The organism is Herbaspirillum sp. WTB6, assembly GCF_057457785.1.
The window spans coordinates 2,215,063-2,233,142 of the sequence record NZ_CP176522.1 but is presented as its reverse complement, the minus strand read 5'-3'; the positions used below and the strand labels follow the sequence as shown (position 1 = coordinate 2,233,142).

Below are 18,080 nucleotides of genomic sequence, written 5' to 3'. Positions count from 1 at the left end.
GCGAATCAAGATTTTGTCGCGATGGCTTGTTGCAACCGCCGCGCAGCCTGATCCGGGCAGGCCGTGTAGGTAGCTTTCGATGCGCTTTTGCGCTGCCACTGGACGAACGGAGTTCCAGCACACATGATCACCATCAGCAGCGACAGGGTGACCTGGATGCTACCCTCACCGACACCGAAGGATTGCGCCAGCAGAGGAAAGGCTGGCAGGTAGACGTCGGTGGCCAGCGGCGGCAGCGCCTACCGCAGGCCGAGGATCAGGATCGGGAAGCCGGTGGAGGAAACACCGGCGCGGGCGACGATCATATGGGAGCGGGTCAAGGTGGCGGCCGCCGGCCGGCGCCGGCAGCCGGAGGATCAGGACTGCCCGATCACTTGCTGGCGAAAGACTGCGGATAGAGTCCCCGCCAGAAGCTGCACTGGTATTCCCGGGCGGCGTCGAACAGGGCGTTCTTGCCCGGCTCGAAACGCATCGTCGCGCCGCGCTTGCCGAAGGTTTCCCAGGCCGGCACGCCGGCGGCCTTCGGCACCCCGGTGCGGATGAAGCTGGCCCAGGTCGCCACCATCTGGTCGGCCAGTTTCTGCGACGCCGGCTTCAGGTCGGGCGCGTCGATCCTCGAAGTGTTCGAGAAATTAGGGAAGAAATAATTCAGCTCGGCCGCATGCACCGCGCCCAGCTCGAAGCCGGGTTCGGGCGTGGCCGGGATCGACACGCCCAGCGTCGGCGCGTCGCGGTCGGCGAAGTCGACCTGGTAGACCGGCACATGGCGCGACAGCAGCTTGGCGGTGTCCAGGAACTGGCAATGGTTGATGCCGTTGTCGGGACGGAAGTCGGAGGTGAGCGAGCCGAGCGCGGCCGGCGCCGACGAATATTGGCCGACCGGATAGCGCGCCTGCACGGCGGCGGCGTGGTCGCCGTAGACGGCGCGGATGTTGTCGCCATAGTTGTCGGCGGTGATCTTTTGCCCGGCCTGGACCGCGTAGCCGACCCACAAGCGCAGCTCGTCGCGCGTGCCGCCGTACAGCACCGGCACGCGGGCGAACTGGCCCGCCTGCAGCGAATCCAGCCCTTGGCGCGGCAGGGTCTGGTTGCCGTAAACCGGCGCGAAGGCCATCAGGTCGGAGCCCGCCACCTTGTCGCCGGCGGCGATCAGCTCCTGCACGCCCTTGCCGCGCATGCAGGCCACCGCCTTGGCCGGATCGGTGCAGCCGACCTCCTGCGCCACCTTGCTGCCGAACTCGCTCCACGCCTTGACCTCGCGCAGGCCGAAAGAGCAGGCGGCGCTCTGGATGATGGCCTTGTGGAACAGCCCCTGGGTGTGCTCGGGCGTCATCAGGTGCATGCAGGCCGAGGCGCCGCCGGCCGATTCACCGGCCAGCGTGATGTTGTCCGGGTCGCCGCCGAAGGCCGCGATATTGTTCTTGACCCAGCGCATCGCCAGGCGCTGGTCTTCCAGCGCATAGCCGCCGTTATGATCGGCTTCGAAGCCGGGATGCGGCATGAAGCCGAACACACCGAGCCGGTAATTGATCGAAACGACCACCGCGTCGGCCAGTTTCGCCAGACGATCGAGCCGGTACAGCGAGCCCGAGCCGCCGACGAAGGAGCCGCCGTGGATCCACACCAGCACCGGCCGCTTTTGCTTCGCCAGCGACACGCCAGTCCGATAAGGGCGGGAGATGTTCAGGTGCAGGCAATCCTCGTTGTCGCTGGCCTCGGTCAGGTTGTAACGCGCCGCCTGGGCGCAGGCCCCCTTGAAGCTGACCGCCGGCAACACGCCGTCCCATGGCTGCGCCGGCTGCGGCAAGGTCCAGCGGCTGTCGCCGGCCGGCGCGGCGCCGTAGGGAATGCCGCGGAATTCCAGCACACCGTTGCGGATCACCCCTTGCACCTTGCCCTTGTCGGTGTCGACGATCGGCAGCTTGTCGGCCGCCAGCGCCTGCTGCGCCGGCGCGCCGATGGCGCCGAAAACCAGGCATGCCGCCAGGCAGCCACCCGCCATTCTTTTGATCCAGCCGTGTTTTTTCATCTTGTCCCCAATCGGTTGTCGCAAAACCTTCTTGCCGCGCGTCCTCTGGAACCGACTGGTGCCAATTCAGCGCGGACCGGAAGCCCTCTGGACAGCCCAGGGCGGCGCGCAAAATTGTAAACAAGAAAACAAGCAACGGGATACGGTCCGACGATATTTTCGTCGCCTCCCTCCGGGAGTCCGGAAGCCGCTCTCGGATGCACCTTCCACGGCCCCGCAGGCGACCGCGCTACAGATTCGGCGCCAGCCAGCGCTCGACCTCTTCACGCGCCACGCCGCGCCGCTATGTCCTCGGCCCCTCGAATGATGGGATGGACTCCCCCCGTCTTTTTGCGTCAAAGTAGGCGCACTGGTCAACGTGGGGACGGGGATCAGTTTTCAACGAAAGGAGTCCGCCATGAAGTCTACTACCGTGGCCGTTGACCTGGCCAAATCCGTGTTTCAACTTGCCGTTGCCGATGCAAACTGGCGCGTTACCGAACAGCATCGATTGACACGTACCCAATTCGAGCGCTGGTTCGTCAATCGCGACGTCTCGCAGGTCATCATGGAAGGCTGCGGTTCCGCTCATCACTGGGCGCGCTGGCTCAACAGCCTGGGCATCGACGTCAAGATTCTGCCGGCTGCCTACATCCGGGCTTACGTCAAGCGCAACAAGACCGATGCGACCGACGCGTGAGCGAACGGTTAGGCCCCGCTTGGCGGCGGGGGAAACTGAATTCCGAACGATTGACCATATGCCTCCAGTGCCTGCGCGGCAGAAAGGCCGAAGCGCCAAAGAGTGATGATCGTGTCGTACAACTCGCTGGCCTGTAAACGAACCAGTTCGCCAATCTCGAACTGTCGCTCGTTGTCGACGAAGTGCAGTTCCAACATTGAGTCTTCCGTGGTCACTATGCCAGGGCGATCAATGACAAGTTCTTGTCCAGTCTCTTGGCCCCGAGCAACGAACTTGGCATGCTGGAAGGTGATTTTCAGAACTCCCGTGTCATCGACATCAAGTGCCGACACGACGCCGAGCCTGTGCACGACACAAGTACGGGCCTTGTTCAAACTCAAGACGTTTGCGTTGAAGCGCGTAGCTATGCCGAACTGCCGCTCAAGCTTCTCGAGCTTCTTCGGAAAGTGCAGCTTGTGGTTAGTGCGGGGCAGGTCGTGGAAGATGCGGTGAAGCTCGGCAGCTTTCGCGGACCCCTTTGCCGCCAGTGGGAAGAGCTCGCAGACCTGGAGGCACTGATCGAGAAAATGTCCGGCTGCTTCGATCGCATCACGAAGGAATCCCCGCAGCAGCCAGTCCTGGGCTTCCGCCTTGGCGTCATCGTGTTTGAGCTGGGCGCCGTGTGCAGGAACGAAAGCGCCAAACTCTCTCTGCTCGGCTATCTGCTCGGCGGTAACGCGTTCGCATCCAACCTGCAGCACCTTTGTCATGTCAAGCTGATGCTGCAGACGATGGAAGAACGTGGCCTGCAGGGCGGAAAGGTCGATCTGGATGTTGAGTGGATCGGACGGCACTGACGAGGCCTAACGTTTGATATGAGAGGGGCTTGGAGGCCGTAGGCCGGAAAGCGTCCTCTCGATGGAAGGGTTGGGCGTCACTGATGCCATACCTATACCCGCATTTCTTCGGGTCTACCGGGTCGTCCTAGCGATTTGATGTACTCGATGTCGGACGGCTTCAGATCGAACCACTCGCCTTCGAGTCTTTGGGAACGAAAGTGATCGTGAAGAGACCTTTCGGCTTCTGTGTAGTTATCGAAGTGTGCGAAGTGCTCGACCGAAAACCGGAAGGGTAACTTCACTTCAAACAATCTTGTTCGCGACTGCATGCTTACGGTCTTGCCAATCTTGAATCCGTACTCTGAGCGAAGCAGATACACGAATCCTGGTGTTGCAATCGTCGGCAGGCGACGCGCGATGCCAGTCATCGGCTTTCTGCTCGAGAACGCTAGTTGATCGAGGTCGACAAACCGCTCTGCAAATAAATCGGCCAAGCCGTAGCGCTGTGTGACAGAGTCTGCGAATCCGAAGAAGGGCTTGCTCCGCCAGTGTGCGCGACCGGCAGGCAAGGGCTTCAGAATCGTCTGTACTTCGCGCCAATCCATCCTTGCGCCTTCGTCGCTTTTGTCTAGGCATACGCCAAGTGCGCTGACATTGCCCACCAAATCCACTTCATCCCAGGATGCGAAAGCGACACCTTCGCCGGGTTGAATGCGACGCAGCAGTTCAGTCGGGGCAGGCAACCATTCGTTCTCGAATGGCGAAAAGTTTGCAGGAAGAGCGGAAGGAGCCACTCGCCAGTAGTTTTTGATTGTGACCATGAGATGGAACTCGCCTGTGACGCCCAACTTCAGACAGGGTAAAAAAAAATTTCTGCCTATCCTGGCGAGGCCTCTGCCTAACCTGGCGTGCCAAATCGCCTACGATAAATATAGAGTATATGAAAATATCTCCCTATTTATCTGCGGAAATTGTCGTGACTTATGCCAGTATATCAATGGACCTCACGGTGGCGCCACCCTCGCCTACAAATTCGGCGCCAGCCAGCGCTCCACCTCTTCGCGCGCCACGCCGCGCCGCGCCGCCATGTCCTCGACCTGGTCCATGCCGATCTTGCCGACCGCGAAATACTTGGATTGCGGGTGGCTGAAGTAGAAGCCGGAGACCGAGGCGCCGGGGAACATCGCCATCGCTTCGGTGACCCGCATGCCGATCTCGGCGCAGTCCATCAGGCGGAACATGTCGCCCTTTACCGTGTGCTCCGGGCAGGCCGGATAGCCGGGCGCCGGGCGGATGCCGCGATAGGCTTCCCCGATCATTTCCTCGTTGTTCAAGGATTCGTCCGGCACGTAGCCCCACAGGTCGGTGCGCACCCGGTGGTGCATGTATTCGGCGCAGGCTTCGGCCAGGCGGTCGGCCAGCGATTCGAGCAGGATCGCCGAATAGTCGTCGAAGGCAGCGCGGAAGCGCTGCGCATGCGGCTCGATGCCGAGGCCGGCGGTGACCGCGAACATGCCGATGTAGTCGGCCACGCCGGATGACTTGGGCGCGATGAAGTCGGCCAGGCACTGGTTGGGCCGCTGCACGCCGTCGATCACCGGTTTCACGCCCTGCTGGCGCAGGCCGTAGTAGGTCAGCAGGACTTCGCTGCGCGACTCGTCGGTATAGATCTCGATGTCGTCGTCGTTGATGCTGTTGGCCGGCAGCAGCATGATGACGCCGTTGGCGGTCAGCCAGCGGCCTTCGATCACCTGCTTCAGCAGCGCCTGCGCTTCGGCGAACACCTTGCTCGCGGTTTCGCCGACCACCGGGTCTTGCAGGATCGCCGGAAACTTGCCGGCCAAATCCCAGGTCTGGAACAGCGGGCCCCAGTCGATGTATTCGGCGATGGTCGCCAGGTCGAGATTCTTGAACACGCGGCGACCGATGAATTTCGGCTTGGTCGGCGCGTGCGCGCCGGTGAATTCGAGTTGCATCTTGTTCTGGCGCGCGTCGGCCAGCGATAGCATCGGCAGCGCCTTCTTGTTGGCGTGCTGGGCGCGCACCCGCTCGTAATCGGCGGCCACTTCGGCGATGTACTGTTCGCTGCTTTCCGGCGTCAGCAGCGACTGCGCCACCGAGACCGAGCGCGAGGCGTCCGACACGTACACCACCGGGCCGCTGTAGTTCTGGTCGATCTTGACCGCGGTGTGCACGCGGCTGGTGGTGGCGCCGCCGATCAAAAGCGGGATTTTCCGTTCGCGGAAATACGGGTCGCGCTCCATCTCGCGCGCGACGTACGCCATTTCCTCCAGCGACGGCGTGATCAGTCCCGACAGCCCGACCATGTCGGCGTTCTCTTCCTTCGCCTTGGCCAGGATTTCGGAGCACGGCACCATCACGCCCATGTTCACCACTTCGAAGTTGTTGCATTGCAGGACCACGGCGACGATGTTCTTGCCGATGTCGTGCACGTCGCCCTTGACCGTGGCGACCACCAGCTTGCCCTTCGGCTTGGCGGCGACGCCGGTAGCTTCCTGGTTCAGCAATTTTTCCTGCTCGATGAACGGGATCAGGTGCGCCACCGCCTGCTTCATCACGCGCGCCGATTTCACCACCTGCGGCAGGAACATCTTGCCCTGGCCGAACAGGTCGCCGACGATGTTCATGCCATCCATCAGCGGCCCTTCGATCACCTGGATCGGCCGGCCGCCGGCCGCCTGCAGTTGCAGCCGCGCTTCCTCGGTGTCTTCCACCACCCATTGCGTGATGCCGTGCACCAGCGCATGCGCCAGCCGCTGCTGCACGCTGCCGGCGCGCCATTCCAAGCTCTCTTCCTGCTTCTTGTCGCCGGCTTTCAGCGTGGCGGCGAATTCGACCAGGCGTTCGGTCGCGTCCGGCCGCCGGTTCAGCACCACGTCTTCGACCCGCTCGCGCAGTTCCGGCGCCAGCTCACTGTAGACGCCCATCATGCCGGCGTTGACGATCCCCATCGTCAGGCCGGCCTGGATCGCGTGGTACAGGAACACGGTCTGGATCGCCTCGCGCGCCGGATCGTTGCCGCGGAAGCTGAACGAGACGTTGGAGACGCCGCCCGAGACTTTCGCGTGCGGCAGGTTGGCGCGGATCCAGCGCGTGGCCTGGATGAAATCGACCGCGTAGTTGTTGTGCTCCTCGATGCCGGTGGCGATGGCAAAGATGTTGGGGTCGAAGATGATGTCTTCCGGCGGGAAATCGACTTCGTTCACCAGGAGCTCGTAGGCGCGCTTGCTGATTTCGGTCTTGCGCTGGAAAGTGTCGGCCTGGCCCTGTTCGTCGAAGGCCATGACGATGATCGCCGCGCCGTAGCGCCGGCACAGCTTCGCCTGGCGCAGGAATTCTTCCTCGCCTTCCTTCATCGAAATCGAGTTGACCACCGGCTTGCCCTGGATGCAGCGCAGGCCGGCTTCCAGCACCGCGAACTTGCTGGAGTCGATCATGATCGGCACGCGCGCGATGTCCGGCTCGCCGGCGATCAGGTTCAGAAAGCGCGTCATCGCCGCCACCGCGTCGAGCATGCCTTCGTCCATGTTGATGTCGATCATCTGCGCGCCGTTTTCGACCTGCTGGCGCGCCACCGCCAGCGCCTCGTCGTATTTCTCGCCCAGGATCAGGCGCGCGAACGCCTTCGAGCCGGTGACGTTGGTGCGCTCGCCGACGTTGACGAACAGCGAACTGTCGTCGACCGTGAACGGCTCCAGCCCGGACAGGCGCAGCGCGCGCGGGATTTCCGGCACCACGCGCGGGGCGATGCTCTGCACCACCTCGGCGATCGCGCGGATATGCGCCGGCGTGGTGCCGCAGCAGCCGCCGGCGATGTTGACGAAGCCGCTCTCGGCGAACTCCTTCAGCAGCGACGAAGTCACGTCCGGCGTCTCGTCGAAGCCGGTGTCGCTCATCGGATTCGGCAAGCCAGCGTTCGGATAGATGCAGACGAAGGTGTCGGCGATCTTCGACAGTTCTTCCGCGTAGGGCCGCATCAGCGCCGCGCCGAGCGCGCAGTTCAGGCCGATCGTCAGCGGCCGCGCATGGCGCACCGAATTCCAGAACGCCTCCACCGTCTGCCCGGACAGGATGCGGCCGGAAGCGTCGGTGACGGTGCCGGAAATCATGATCGGCAGTTTCTTGCCCGATTCCTCGAAGAAGCTGTCGATCGCAAACAGCGCCGCCTTGCAGTTCAGTGTGTCGAACACGGTTTCCACCAGCAGCACGTCGACCCCGCCTTCGACCAGCGCGCGCGTCTGCTCCAGATAGGCGTCGACCAGTTGCATGAAGCTGACGTTGCGCGCCGCCGGGTCGTTCACATCCGGCGAGATCGAGGCGGTCTTCGGCGTCGGCCCGAGCGCGCCGGCGACGAAGCGCGGCCTGTCCGGGGTCGAATGCTTGTCACAGGCGGCGCGCGCCAGCTTCGCCGAAGCCAGGTTCATTTCATACACCAGGTGCGCCATCTGGTAGTCGTCCTGGGCGATGCCGGTGGCGCCGAAGGTATTGGTTTCGATCAGGTCGGCGCCGGCCGCCAGGTATTGCTCGTGGATTTCGCTGATGATCTGCGGCTGGGTCAGCGACAGCAGTTCGTTGTTGCCGCGCACGAATAGCTCGCGCCCGCCGGCCGCTCCCTTGAAATCGATGAAGCGCCCTTGCGGCCCGCCGCGATAATCTTCCTCCGTCAGTTTGTATTGCTGGATCATGGTGCCCATCGCGCCGTCCAGCACCAGGATGCGTTTGGATAGCAGGTCGCGCAGCAGCGCTTCGGTGGCGGAAGGAGAGGTAGGTGTCATGGCGCGCTTTCGGACGATGAAAAAACCCGGCTGCTGGCAATAAAAAAACCCGGCCAAAGCGGGCCGGGTTCTTTGCCTTCCGCTTTAGCGGTATTTGTTTGGGACCGGCACGGGTGGCGATCCTGGCGCCCGCAAGCTGGGTTTGACGTTTTGCATCAAATCGGCGCTTCAAAATTATACGTGAGATCGGCTGCCGCTGCCGCCGGGCGCCGGATCAGCCCGCCAGCGGCGGCAGCAGTTTCTGGAATTCGGCGGCCGGCAGCGGCCGGCTGAACAGGAATCCCTGGTACGAATTGCAGCCGTTCTCGCGCAGGAAGTGCAACTGCTCGATGGTTTCCACGCCTTCCGCGATCACGCCCATCTTCAACGCCCGCGCCATGGCGATCACGGCGTCGGTAATGGCGGCATCGTTCGGATCATCGATGATGTCGCGTACGAAGGACTGGTCGATTTTCAGCGTATCGATCGGAAAGCGCTTCAGGTAACTGAGCGACGAATAGCCGGTGCCGAAATCGTCGATTGCAATCTGCACCCCCATCTTGCGCAGCGCATGCAGGGCCAGGGTATTTTGCTCCGGCGCCTGCATCACCGTGCTTTCGGTAAGCTCCAGCTCCAGCCAGCATGCCGCGAGGCCGGTCTGGGCCAGGGTGTCCGACACGGTCGCCACGATGTCGCCCTGCAACTGGCTGCTGGAGAGGTTGACCGACACCACCAGCCCGGTGTGTCCGTTACGCTGCCACTCGGCATTCTGGCGGCAGGCTTCCTCCAGCGCCCAGCCGCCGATGATGCGGATCAGGCCCATTTCCTCGGCCAGCGGAATGAAGCGCGCCGGCCCGATGACGCCCAGATCCGGATGATTCCAGCGCAGCAGCGCCTCCATGCCGTAAATGCGCGCCCCCGACCCGCGCACCTTGGGCTGGTAGTACAACTGGAACTCGCCGCGCGTCAGCGCGTGGCGCAGCGCGTTTTCCAGCATGATGTGTTCCAGCGGCGCGGTGTCCATGCCAGCCGCAAAGAACTGGTAATTGTTCTTGCCGCTGCCCTTGGCCCGGTACATCGCCACATCCGCGCTCTTGATCAGGGCCTCGGCGTTGGCGCCATCCTGCGGAAAAATCCCGATGCCGATGCTGGCGGCGACGAACAGTTCCTGCCCTTCGATATGGAAGGGCTGCGACAAGGCCGCCATCACCTGTTCGGCCAACTCGGTGGCAGCCTCCATGTCGGCCGTCGATTCGGCCAGGATCGCGAATTCGTCCCCGCCCAGGCGCGCAATCAGATCGGTCTTGCGCACGCATTCGTAGAGCCGGTGCGCCACCAGTTGCAGCAGCAAGTCGCCGGTCGGATGGCCGAAGGTGTCGTTGATGTTCTTGAAGCGGTCGAGATCGATGAAAAACACGGCGAAACTGCGCTGTTCGCGGCTCGCCGCGGCAATTGCCTGATCGAGCCGCTTGTAGAACAAAAAGCGGTTCGGCAGGCGCGTCAGCACGTCATGGTTGGACAGGAACAGCAAACGGTTTTCATGCTGGCGCCAGGCACTGACGTCCTTGTATACCGCCACCAGAGTGACCGGATCGCTCGCCCCCTGGCGCGTAAAATGCAGCGACAGCAGGCACGGAAACAAGCTGCCGTCTTTCCGCCGCAGCATAACCTCGGCATCACCTGGTGTTTGGCTGCGCAGGCACTTGGAGGCGATACGGTGCCACAGCTTCTTGTCGTCGTAGAAAAAGCCGCCGTCGCGCCCGACCAATTCCTCCTGGCCGTAGCCGGTCATGCTCGTCAGCGCGCCATTGACCGTCAGGATCGGGCCCGGCCAGGCGCTGATCACCACCCCTTCGGTCATGCTTTCATACACTTTTGCCGCCAACGACAGCGCTTTCTCGGCTTGATGCTGGGCGCTGATGTCGCGCGCCATGACGCAGGCCAGCCGGCGCCCGGGCACAGGGACAAAGCAGGTTGTGCATTCGGCCAGAAAAACCGAGCCATCCTTGCGCTTCAACTTGCGGTGCAAGACACCCGGCGGCTGCGCCGAGACCAGCAGTTCCTGCATCAGCGCCTGCGCCCGCCGCGGCTGCGTGCTGACCCGGGTAATTGCCATGCCGGTCGCTTCCTGGCGGCTGTAGCCGAACAGCCGCTCGAACGCCGGATTGACGGTGACGAAGGTTTCCAGTTGCGGGTCGATGATCGCCATCGAATCCTGCTCGTTCTCGAAAATGGCGCGAAACATCTGTTCGTTCTCGACCAGGCTGTCGTCCAGTTGCTTGCGCCCGATCGTGCGGCCGGCCAGGAACGCCACGTGCTGCACCACTTCCAGTTCGAATCCCTGCGGCGCACGCGCCTCCCGCAGATACACGACGAGCGCGCCCAACACCTCATGCTGGGCCGATATCATCGGTACCGCCCAGCAAGCCTGAAAACCGGCTGCCAGTGCCGCCGCGCGCAATTCAGCCCAGCGCGGGTCATGCTCGATGTCGGTGATGATCGCCGGTTCGCGGGTCCGGATCGCGACCGCGCAGGAACAACTCGGGCGCTGCAGGTTGGCGCGCTCCAGCGCTTGAAGGAACGGCGCCGGCAGGTGTGGCGCCGAGGCGACGTGAAAACCGGCGACGGAGTTGTCCAGTTGCAGGATGGCGCATACGATGCCGGCACCCATGCTCTCGAGCTCGAGCGTCAGCGTATCCAGCAGGTCGCCCAGCGGCAGCCGGTTCGCCAGCCGCTCCATCATGAGCTTTTCGATGTCGAGCAAATCCCGCAGCGATTGCTCGCCGCCAAAATTGCCGCCGGTAATATCAGTTTGCTTCATGCGACTCTTCAAAATAAGAATGCGGCTGGCCGCAGGCCGGCCTCATGGCTCGAATACCACGCTGCAATCGCGCGTCTGCTTGGCCTGCAGCAGCGCCATGTCGGCCGCGTGCAGCGCTTCTTCCCAGCTCTGGCCATGCTGCGGATAGAGCGCGACGCCGAGCGAAATCGTGATTTCGCCAAGCGTCGCGCCATTGATCTGGATGTGCAGCAGGCGGACTTGCTGGCGCAGCTTTTCGGCGATCTCGCCGGCCTGCGGCAAGCCGGTGCTGGGCAGGATGATGGTGAATTCCTCGCCGCCGTAACGGCAGGCCAGGTCGCCGCCGCGCATCTGGGTCTGCAGCAGCTTGCCGATTTCGCGCAGCAGGGCGTCGCCGGCGGCATGGCCGAAACTGTCGTTGAAACGCTTGAAGTGGTCGATGTCGAGCATGATGATGGCGATCGTGCTGTGGTTGCGCCTGGCGTTGCGGGTTTCGCGCAACAGGGTTTCCTCCATGTAGCGGCGGTTGAACAGCCCGGTCAGGCCGTCGCGCATGGCCTGGTCGTGCAGATGGTTGGAGAGCCGGATGTGCGCCAGCCGCAAGCCCGCATGTTCGGCCGCCGCTTCCACCAGCGCCTGCGACCCCGGCTCGGTTTCGTCGGTCGGAAAGCCGTGGTCGTTCTCCAGGTGCAGCATGCCGATGATTTCGCCCTGTACCAGCAGCGGCACGCACAGGTAGGAAAACGGCGGCGGCTGCTGCACGTGGCGGCAGCGGATTTGCTGGCCGCCGCCGGCATCGACCCGGAACGTCTTGCCGCGCCGCACGGCCCAGCAGTCGTTCGGCAGGAATTCGCGCTCGCTGGCCGGTTCCTGCCAGTGCGCCACGCTGGTAAAACGGTCGCCGCTGGCGTCCAGCATGTAGAGCGCGCCGGCCCGGCCCGGAAACAGCCTCTGCAGGCATTGCCGCACCACTGCATACACTTCGTCGCGCGTCACGCACGCCTGCAGCGCATCGTTCATGTCGCGCAACTGGCGCATTTCCTGCCCGTGCCGCTGCAATGCCTCGACCCGGCTTTCGATCGCCTGCGCCATGCTGTCGATCGCGCCGGCCAGTTGCGCCGCCTCGTCGGTACCCGGCTTCAGACCACTGCGCACCTGTAGGTCGCCGTGCCGGATGCGGTCGGCAGCCTGGATCAGGAGCCGCAGCTTGTTGACGATCAGCACACCGCTGCCGATCCAGGCAATCGCCAGCACCAGCAGGCAGGCCAGCGCCAGGCTGAACATGTCGTAGCGAAACGCCTGGCGGGCGCCGGCGTAGGCATCTCCGGCGGCGATGCCCAGGCCCAGGAACACGGTCTGCTCGGCCGTCTTGTGCACCGTCGTATAAGCGTACAGGCGCTCGATACCGCTCGGGCCGGGAAGGTCGGCCACGCCCTCCTCGCCATGCTGGCGCGCATATTGCACCAGCGGCGCCTGCGGCCGGTAGCTGCCAGTCCAGTGCAGGCTGTCGCGGTAGCGCGCCAGGACCAGCCCTGCCTGGTCGAACATGACGATCAGCGAATCGGGCTGCAGTTGCAGCGCCTCCGACCAGTTGACGAACCCGGACAGGTCGAGCGCGGCAAACAGCACCGCCACAACTTGCCCCGAGGCATCCATGATCGGCACGCCGATATACACCACCGCGGCCGGTGCCAGCGCATCCATTTCATACGGTCCTGAAGCGGTCATGTGGGTAGCCACGGCGTCCTTGAAAAAGCGTAAATGGGCGATGTTTCCGCGCAACCGGGCGGGCGACGCGTTGCAATAGACATCGCCATTCGACGCGGCCAGGCCAAAGGTACGAAAGCGCGGAAAATGCTGCGTCAAATCGCGCATTGCGGCCTGGCACTGCGGCGCCGTCAGCCGTTCGCGCGGTGTCAGGCGCGAAATCGCCTCCAGCACCGCCGAGGCTTGCGCCACCAACTCGCGGTGACTGACTTCCATCACGCGTACCAGGCGCAAGGCGTTGCTTTGCTGCTCCATCTGCTGGGCATGCAGACGCTGCACTGAACTCACGATCGCCAGGCTGAAGGCGGGAATGAAGGCAAACAGGATCAATAGGAACAGGCGAGTCTTCAGATTGGCGCGAAACAAGGCTTTCACATCAGGCTTTCACTCGACCGGCCACCCATCCGCCAGAATCCGGCAAACCCGCAAATGCCAAATTGGACACGCTTTGGCCGCAGGTGTTCCGGCAGGCCGTGCATGTTTGTTGTGATTCAAGCCAGCGGCGCGCGGCCGAAGCCGCCAGTCGCTGCGGTATCGGCACGGATGATGCGCAGCAAGGAAAGCTCGGACGAAAACGGCCATGGCGCCTGCCAGTGCCTCCGCAGAAAATTATTTTCTGTGGGTATATGCAATATCTTGATAGCTTATCGGCGACGCAAAGCCGAGCATTAAGGAGTATAGGGGTGCGGCCGGGACCCGCGCAGAGTTGCGCTAGGTAAAGCGCCCGTCGCGCGGCGCATAGCCTTGCAGGAATTGCGCTGCCGACAAACGCTTGCCGCCGGCTTTTTGCAACTCGGTCAGGCGCAGGACGCCGCTGCCGCAGGCGACGTCGATCCCGGCTGCCGTCGCCGCCAGCAGGGTGCCGGGAGCGGCATTTGCCTTGCCGGCTGGCAAGGCATCGGCGCGCCACAGCTTGAGCGGCGTGCCGTCCAGGCGGGCAGTCGCGCCGGGAAACGGATTGAAGGCGCGAATCTTGCGCGCCAGCACCTCGGCCGGCAGCGCAAAGTCGAGCGCCGCCTCGCCCTTGCCGATCTTGGCGGCATAGGTCGCGCCGGCCGCCGGCTGCGGCTCGGGCGCCAGCCCATCCTGTTCCAGCGCGCGCAGCGTCTGCACGATCATGCCGCCGCCCAGTGGCGCCAGCTTGTCGTGCAGGCTGCCGGTGGTGTCGTCGGCGGCGATCGGCAGTGCCTGCCGCAGCAGCATCGGTCCGGTATCCAGCCCCTCGTCCATCTGCATGATGGTGATGCCGGTTTCGGCATCGCCGGCTTCGATGGCGCGGTGGATCGGCGCCGCGCCGCGCCAGCGCGGCAACAGCGAAGCGTGGATGTTGATGCAGCCGCGCGGGGGAATTTTCAGGACGGCGGCCGGCAGGATCAGACCGTAGGCCGCCACTACCATGACGTCATGTTCGCTGGCGCGCAGCAGCTCATGCGCCTCCTGCGCGACCTGCGGGTATTTTCCATCCAGCCGCAGTGACACCGGCTGCGCCACCGGGATGCCGTGCGCGACGGCGAATTGCTTGACCGCCGACGCCTGCAATTGCAGGCCGCGTCCGGCCGGGCGATCCGGCTGGCTCAGCACCAGCGGGATCTCGAAGCCGGCGGCGTGCAGCGCGCGCAAGGCGACCGCGGCGAATTCGGGCGTACCCGCGAAGATGATTTTCATAGGGGAAGGTGGTGCGCCGCCGCCTGCGCGACGCGCACGTCAACAACTTAACGTACCGCCGCCAACTGCTTTTCGCGTTTTTGTTCGCGCTTCTGTTCCCGCTCTTCCTTCAGCATGCGGGCCTTGATCCGGTTGCGCTTCAACGGCGACAGGTATTCGACGAACACCTTGCCTTTCAGGTGGTCGATCTCGTGCTGGATGCAGACCGCCAGCAGGCCGTCCGCCGCCAGCTCGAACGGCTTGCCGTCGGCATCCAGCGCCCGCACCTTGACCTGCACATGGCGCTCGACGCCGTCATACACGCCCGGTACCGACAGGCAGCCTTCGTCATAGACCTGCTTTTCCGCGCTGGCCCAGACGATTTCGGGATTGATGAAGACCCGCAGTTCGTCGTGCGTGTCGGAGACGTCGATCACGATCAACTGCTCGTGCACGTCGACCTGGGACGCGGCCAGCCCGACGCCGGGCGCGTGGTACATGGTCTCGGCCATGTCGGCCACCAGTTGCTTCAGGCGCGCATCGAAGGTGCGCACCGGTCGGGCGACCTTGTGCAGGCGCGCATCGGGATAACGCAGGATCGGTAACAGTGACATATGGACGGCTTATATACGGCTTTTGTGCAACAAGGTAACAATAGGAGACGGCGGTTGTTCTTGCTAGTTCAAGGATTTATGGGCAGAATTTGATTCACTTTGGCAAGTTTTTTGTCAACTTTTCCTCTTGCGCCACCCATTATTCACGGCATCTCGCGTTCGCCGTCTTCACCGGAAGAACCATGAAAAAGTTTAGCACAGCCGCCTGCATGTCCGCTCTCGCCATGGTACTGGGCGTACTGTCCGGCGCGGCCGCCGCCGCCCCGGCCGCACCCCATTGCGGCTTCCTCGACAATGCGCCGGACCAGCATACGGTGGTGCGCGGCGATACGCTGTGGGGGATCTCCGGCAAATTCCTGCAGCATCCGTGGTGCTGGCCGCAGGTATGGGACATGAACCGCGAGCAGATCCGCAACCCGCACTGGATTTATCCGGGCCAGATCGTCTACCTGGATCGCGCCGCCGGCCGCCTGCGCCTGGCACAGCCAGCCGGCACCAACGGCGCCGAGCAGCGCCTGACGCCGCAAATCCGCAGCCAGCAACTGGGGGACGATGCCATTTCCTCGATTCCGGCCGGCGAGATCGAACCCTTCCTGTCGCAGCCGCTGATCGTCGAGCAGAATCAGTTGCAAAACACGCCGCGCATCATCGCCACCCAGGAAGGGCGCGTCTACCTGGGCAAGAACGACAAGGCCTATGTGCGCGGCGAACTGGGGGCGGCGACTGCGTTCCAGGTATTCCGCCCCGGCACGCCGTTGCTCGATCCCGACAGCAAGGCGATACTCGGCTATGAGGCGGTTTATCTGGGCGACGTCAAGCTGGAGCGCGCCGCCGGCACGGCGGACGAAGCGCATACCTTCCGCGTCACCCGTTCGAAGGAAGAAATGGGAGTCGGCGACCGCCTGCTGCCGATGCCGCCGACGCCGATCATGAATTACGTGCCGCATGCGCCGGCAAACCCGGTCGCGGCGCGCGTGATCTCGATCTACGGCGGCGTCAGCCATGCCGGTGGCAACCAGATCGTGGCGCTCAACCGCGGCGCCGCCGACGGCATCGACATCGGCACCTCGCTCGAACTGTACCGCTTCGGCCGCGTGGTGCTGGATCGCACCGACGACAAGAAGCCGGTCAGGCTGCCGGATGAGCGCTACGGCTCGCTGTTCGTGTTCCGCGTGTTCGAGCAGGTGTCGTACGGCCTGATCATGCAGGTCACCGATGCGGTGCAGGTCGGCGACCTCGCCCGTTCGCCCGAGTAACCCGCTGCCGATGGCCGACAGCCGTCCGCCCCAGGCCGGAGACGACGATCTGGCCGCATGGCTGCGCCTGGCCCGCACGCCCGGCGTCGGCCCGGAAACCGCGCGCCGCCTGCTGGCGGCCTTCGGCTTGCCGGGAAATATTTTCGCCGCCAGCTTTTCCAGCCTGCAAAAAATCGTCTCCGAACGCGTCGCCCAAGCCCTGCGCCTGCCTCCCGCCGAAGCCGCCGCCGACCAGATCGGCCAAACCCTGGCCTGGGCCGCTCAGGCCGGCAACCGCGTGCTGACGCTGGCCGACGCCGACTATCCGCCCAGCCTGCTGGACATTCCCGATCCGCCGCTGATCCTGTACGTCAAGGGCCGGCTGGAATTGCTGGCGCGCCCGGCCCTGGCGGTGGTCGGCAGCCGCAACGCCAGCGCGCAGGGTGTGCTGGACGCCGAAAAATTCTCGCAAGCCTTGAGCCAGGCTGGCTACACCATCATTTCCGGCCTGGCGCTCGGGATCGACGCCGCCGCCCATCGCGGCGCGCTGTTGGCCGGTGTCGAGGGCGGCTCGACCATCGCCGTGATCGGCACCGGCGCCGACATCGTCTATCCGGCGCGCAACCGCGAGCTGGCGCACCGCATCGCGGCCGAAGGCTGCATCGTCAGCGAATATCCGCTCGGCATGCCGGCGATTGCCGCCAACTTTCCGCGCCGCAACCGCATCATCTCCGGCCTGGCGCGCGCGGTGCTGGTGGTGGAAGCGGCGGCCCAGTCCGGCTCGCTGATCACCGCCCGCATGGCGGCCGAACAGGGGCGCGACGTGCTGGCGATTCCGGGCTCGATCCACGCCCCGCTGTCCAAGGGCTGCCATCGGCTGATCAAGGAAGGCGCCAAGCTGGTCGAATCGGTGCAGGACGTACTGGAAGAATTGCAGCATCTGCCGCTGTCGGCGCAGGTGCCGCCGACCGAGGTGGCCGCTGCGGCCGGCGAGCCGGCGTCGCCATTGCTGCAGGCGATGGGCTTCGATCCGGTCACGCCGGACTTGCTGGCGGCACGCTGCGGGCTGGATGCCGCCACCCTGATGGCGCAACTGCTGACGCTGGAACTGCAAGGCCAGATCGAAGTGTTGCCGGGGGGCAGCTACCGGCGACTGGCCTGATCCGGCCGCGAGCCTTGTGCTACAGTGGCGGCATGTTTGATGTCCTTGTATACGTTTACGAAACTTATTACCGGCCCGACGCCTGCCCGGAACCGGCAGCGCTGGCACGCAAGCTGTCGGCAGCCGGCTTCGAGCAGGATGAAATCGCGCAGGCGCTCGCCTGGTTGACCGATCTGGCGGAAACCAAACATGAATTTGCCGGTCATCCTGCACAGCAAGAGCCGTTTTCCAGCGGCATCCGGATTTATGCGGATGCCGAATTGAACTTGCTGGGCACCGCGGTGGTCGGCTTCATTCAATTCCTGGAGTCGGCCCGAATGCTGAACCCGGTGCAGCGCGAAATTGTCATCGAGCGCGCGCTGGCCGCCAGCGAATCACCGCTGACGCTCGACAAGCTGAAGGTGATCGTACTGATGGTGCTGTGGAGCGAAGGCAAGGAACCGGACGGCCTGATGTTCGACGAACTGTTCGAGGACGACGATCCCGAACCGCGCCTGCTGCACTGACAGGCCGCCAGTCGCCGCGCCTCTTGCGGCTCCTGCCAATGCCGGGCTGGC

General features: G+C 64.0%; 13 protein-coding genes. 5 read left to right on the top strand and 8 right to left on the bottom strand.

From position 1 onward, the window contains the following. Positions 1-370: 370 nt before the first annotated feature. Positions 371-2,029 carry a carboxylesterase/lipase family protein gene (locus ACK2VC_RS10385; protein ID WP_486730271.1) on the bottom strand — a complete coding sequence of 553 codons (1,659 nt, stop codon included), beginning with the start codon at positions 2,027-2,029 and terminating at the stop codon, positions 371-373. Positions 2,030-2,426: 397 nt separating this feature from the next. Here ACK2VC_RS10385 and ACK2VC_RS10380 point away from each other — a divergent pair, with 397 nt between their 5' ends. After that, entirely contained in the window at positions 2,427-2,708 is a 282-nt protein-coding gene (locus ACK2VC_RS10380; RefSeq protein ID WP_486730270.1) for a hypothetical protein, read from the top strand. Positions 2,709-2,716: 8 nt separating this feature from the next. Here the strand turns inward: ACK2VC_RS10380 and ACK2VC_RS10375 are convergent, their stop codons facing one another. Further along, positions 2,717-2,905, bottom strand: a complete 189-nt coding sequence (locus tag ACK2VC_RS10375; RefSeq protein ID WP_486730269.1) for a hypothetical protein — start codon at positions 2,903-2,905, stop codon at positions 2,717-2,719. 81 nt (positions 2,906-2,986) lie between these two features. Here ACK2VC_RS10375 and ACK2VC_RS10370 point away from each other — a divergent pair, with 81 nt between their 5' ends. Further along, entirely contained in the window at positions 2,987-3,544 is a 558-nt protein-coding gene (locus ACK2VC_RS10370; RefSeq protein WP_486730268.1) for a hypothetical protein, read from the top strand. Between the two features lie 92 nt (positions 3,545-3,636). Here the strand turns inward: ACK2VC_RS10370 and ACK2VC_RS10365 are convergent, their stop codons facing one another. The 6 genes from ACK2VC_RS10365 to def form a co-directional block, all read right to left on the bottom strand. After that, complete coding sequence (locus tag ACK2VC_RS10365) at positions 3,637-4,347, bottom strand: GIY-YIG nuclease family protein (RefSeq protein WP_486730267.1); 711 nt, start codon at positions 4,345-4,347, stop codon at positions 3,637-3,639. A 204-nt stretch (positions 4,348-4,551) separates the two neighbouring features. Continuing rightward, complete coding sequence (gene metH, locus ACK2VC_RS10360) at positions 4,552-8,322, bottom strand: methionine synthase (RefSeq protein ID WP_486730265.1); 3,771 nt, start codon at positions 8,320-8,322, stop codon at positions 4,552-4,554. Positions 8,323-8,536: 214 nt separating this feature from the next. Continuing rightward, complete coding sequence (locus ACK2VC_RS10355) at positions 8,537-11,122, bottom strand: bifunctional diguanylate cyclase/phosphodiesterase (RefSeq protein WP_486730264.1); 2,586 nt, start codon at positions 11,120-11,122, stop codon at positions 8,537-8,539. A 42-nt stretch (positions 11,123-11,164) separates the two neighbouring features. Continuing rightward, the gene (locus ACK2VC_RS10350; protein WP_486730263.1) at positions 11,165-13,243 is read right to left on the bottom strand and encodes a diguanylate cyclase; all 2,079 of its coding nucleotides are present in this window, start codon (positions 13,241-13,243) and stop codon (positions 11,165-11,167) included. A 336-nt stretch (positions 13,244-13,579) separates the two neighbouring features. Beyond that, positions 13,580-14,533: a methionyl-tRNA formyltransferase gene (gene fmt / locus ACK2VC_RS10345; protein WP_486730262.1), complete on the bottom strand. Its 954-nt coding sequence runs from the start codon at positions 14,531-14,533 to the stop codon at positions 13,580-13,582. Positions 14,534-14,580: 47 nt separating this feature from the next. Then, entirely contained in the window at positions 14,581-15,126 is a 546-nt protein-coding gene (gene def, locus ACK2VC_RS10340; RefSeq protein ID WP_486730261.1) for a peptide deformylase, read from the bottom strand. Positions 15,127-15,308: 182 nt separating this feature from the next. On the opposite strand from def, the gene ACK2VC_RS10335 reads away from it, so the two are divergent. Genes ACK2VC_RS10335 through ACK2VC_RS10325 form a run of 3 tightly spaced genes read left to right on the top strand, consistent with a single transcriptional unit; the run spans position 15,309 to position 18,029 of the window. Beyond that, positions 15,309-16,382 (top strand): LysM peptidoglycan-binding domain-containing protein, encoded by a 1,074-nt coding sequence (locus tag ACK2VC_RS10335; protein WP_486730260.1) that lies wholly within the window; start codon positions 15,309-15,311, stop codon positions 16,380-16,382. A 10-nt stretch (positions 16,383-16,392) separates the two neighbouring features. Beyond that, complete coding sequence (dprA, locus tag ACK2VC_RS10330; protein WP_486730259.1) at positions 16,393-17,523, top strand: DNA-processing protein DprA; 1,131 nt, start codon at positions 16,393-16,395, stop codon at positions 17,521-17,523. 32 nt (positions 17,524-17,555) lie between these two features. Then, on the top strand, positions 17,556-18,029 hold the full coding sequence (locus tag ACK2VC_RS10325; protein ID WP_486730258.1) for a Smg family protein: 474 nt from the start codon (positions 17,556-17,558) through the stop codon (positions 18,027-18,029). The last annotated feature ends 51 nt before the right edge of the window (positions 18,030-18,080 follow it).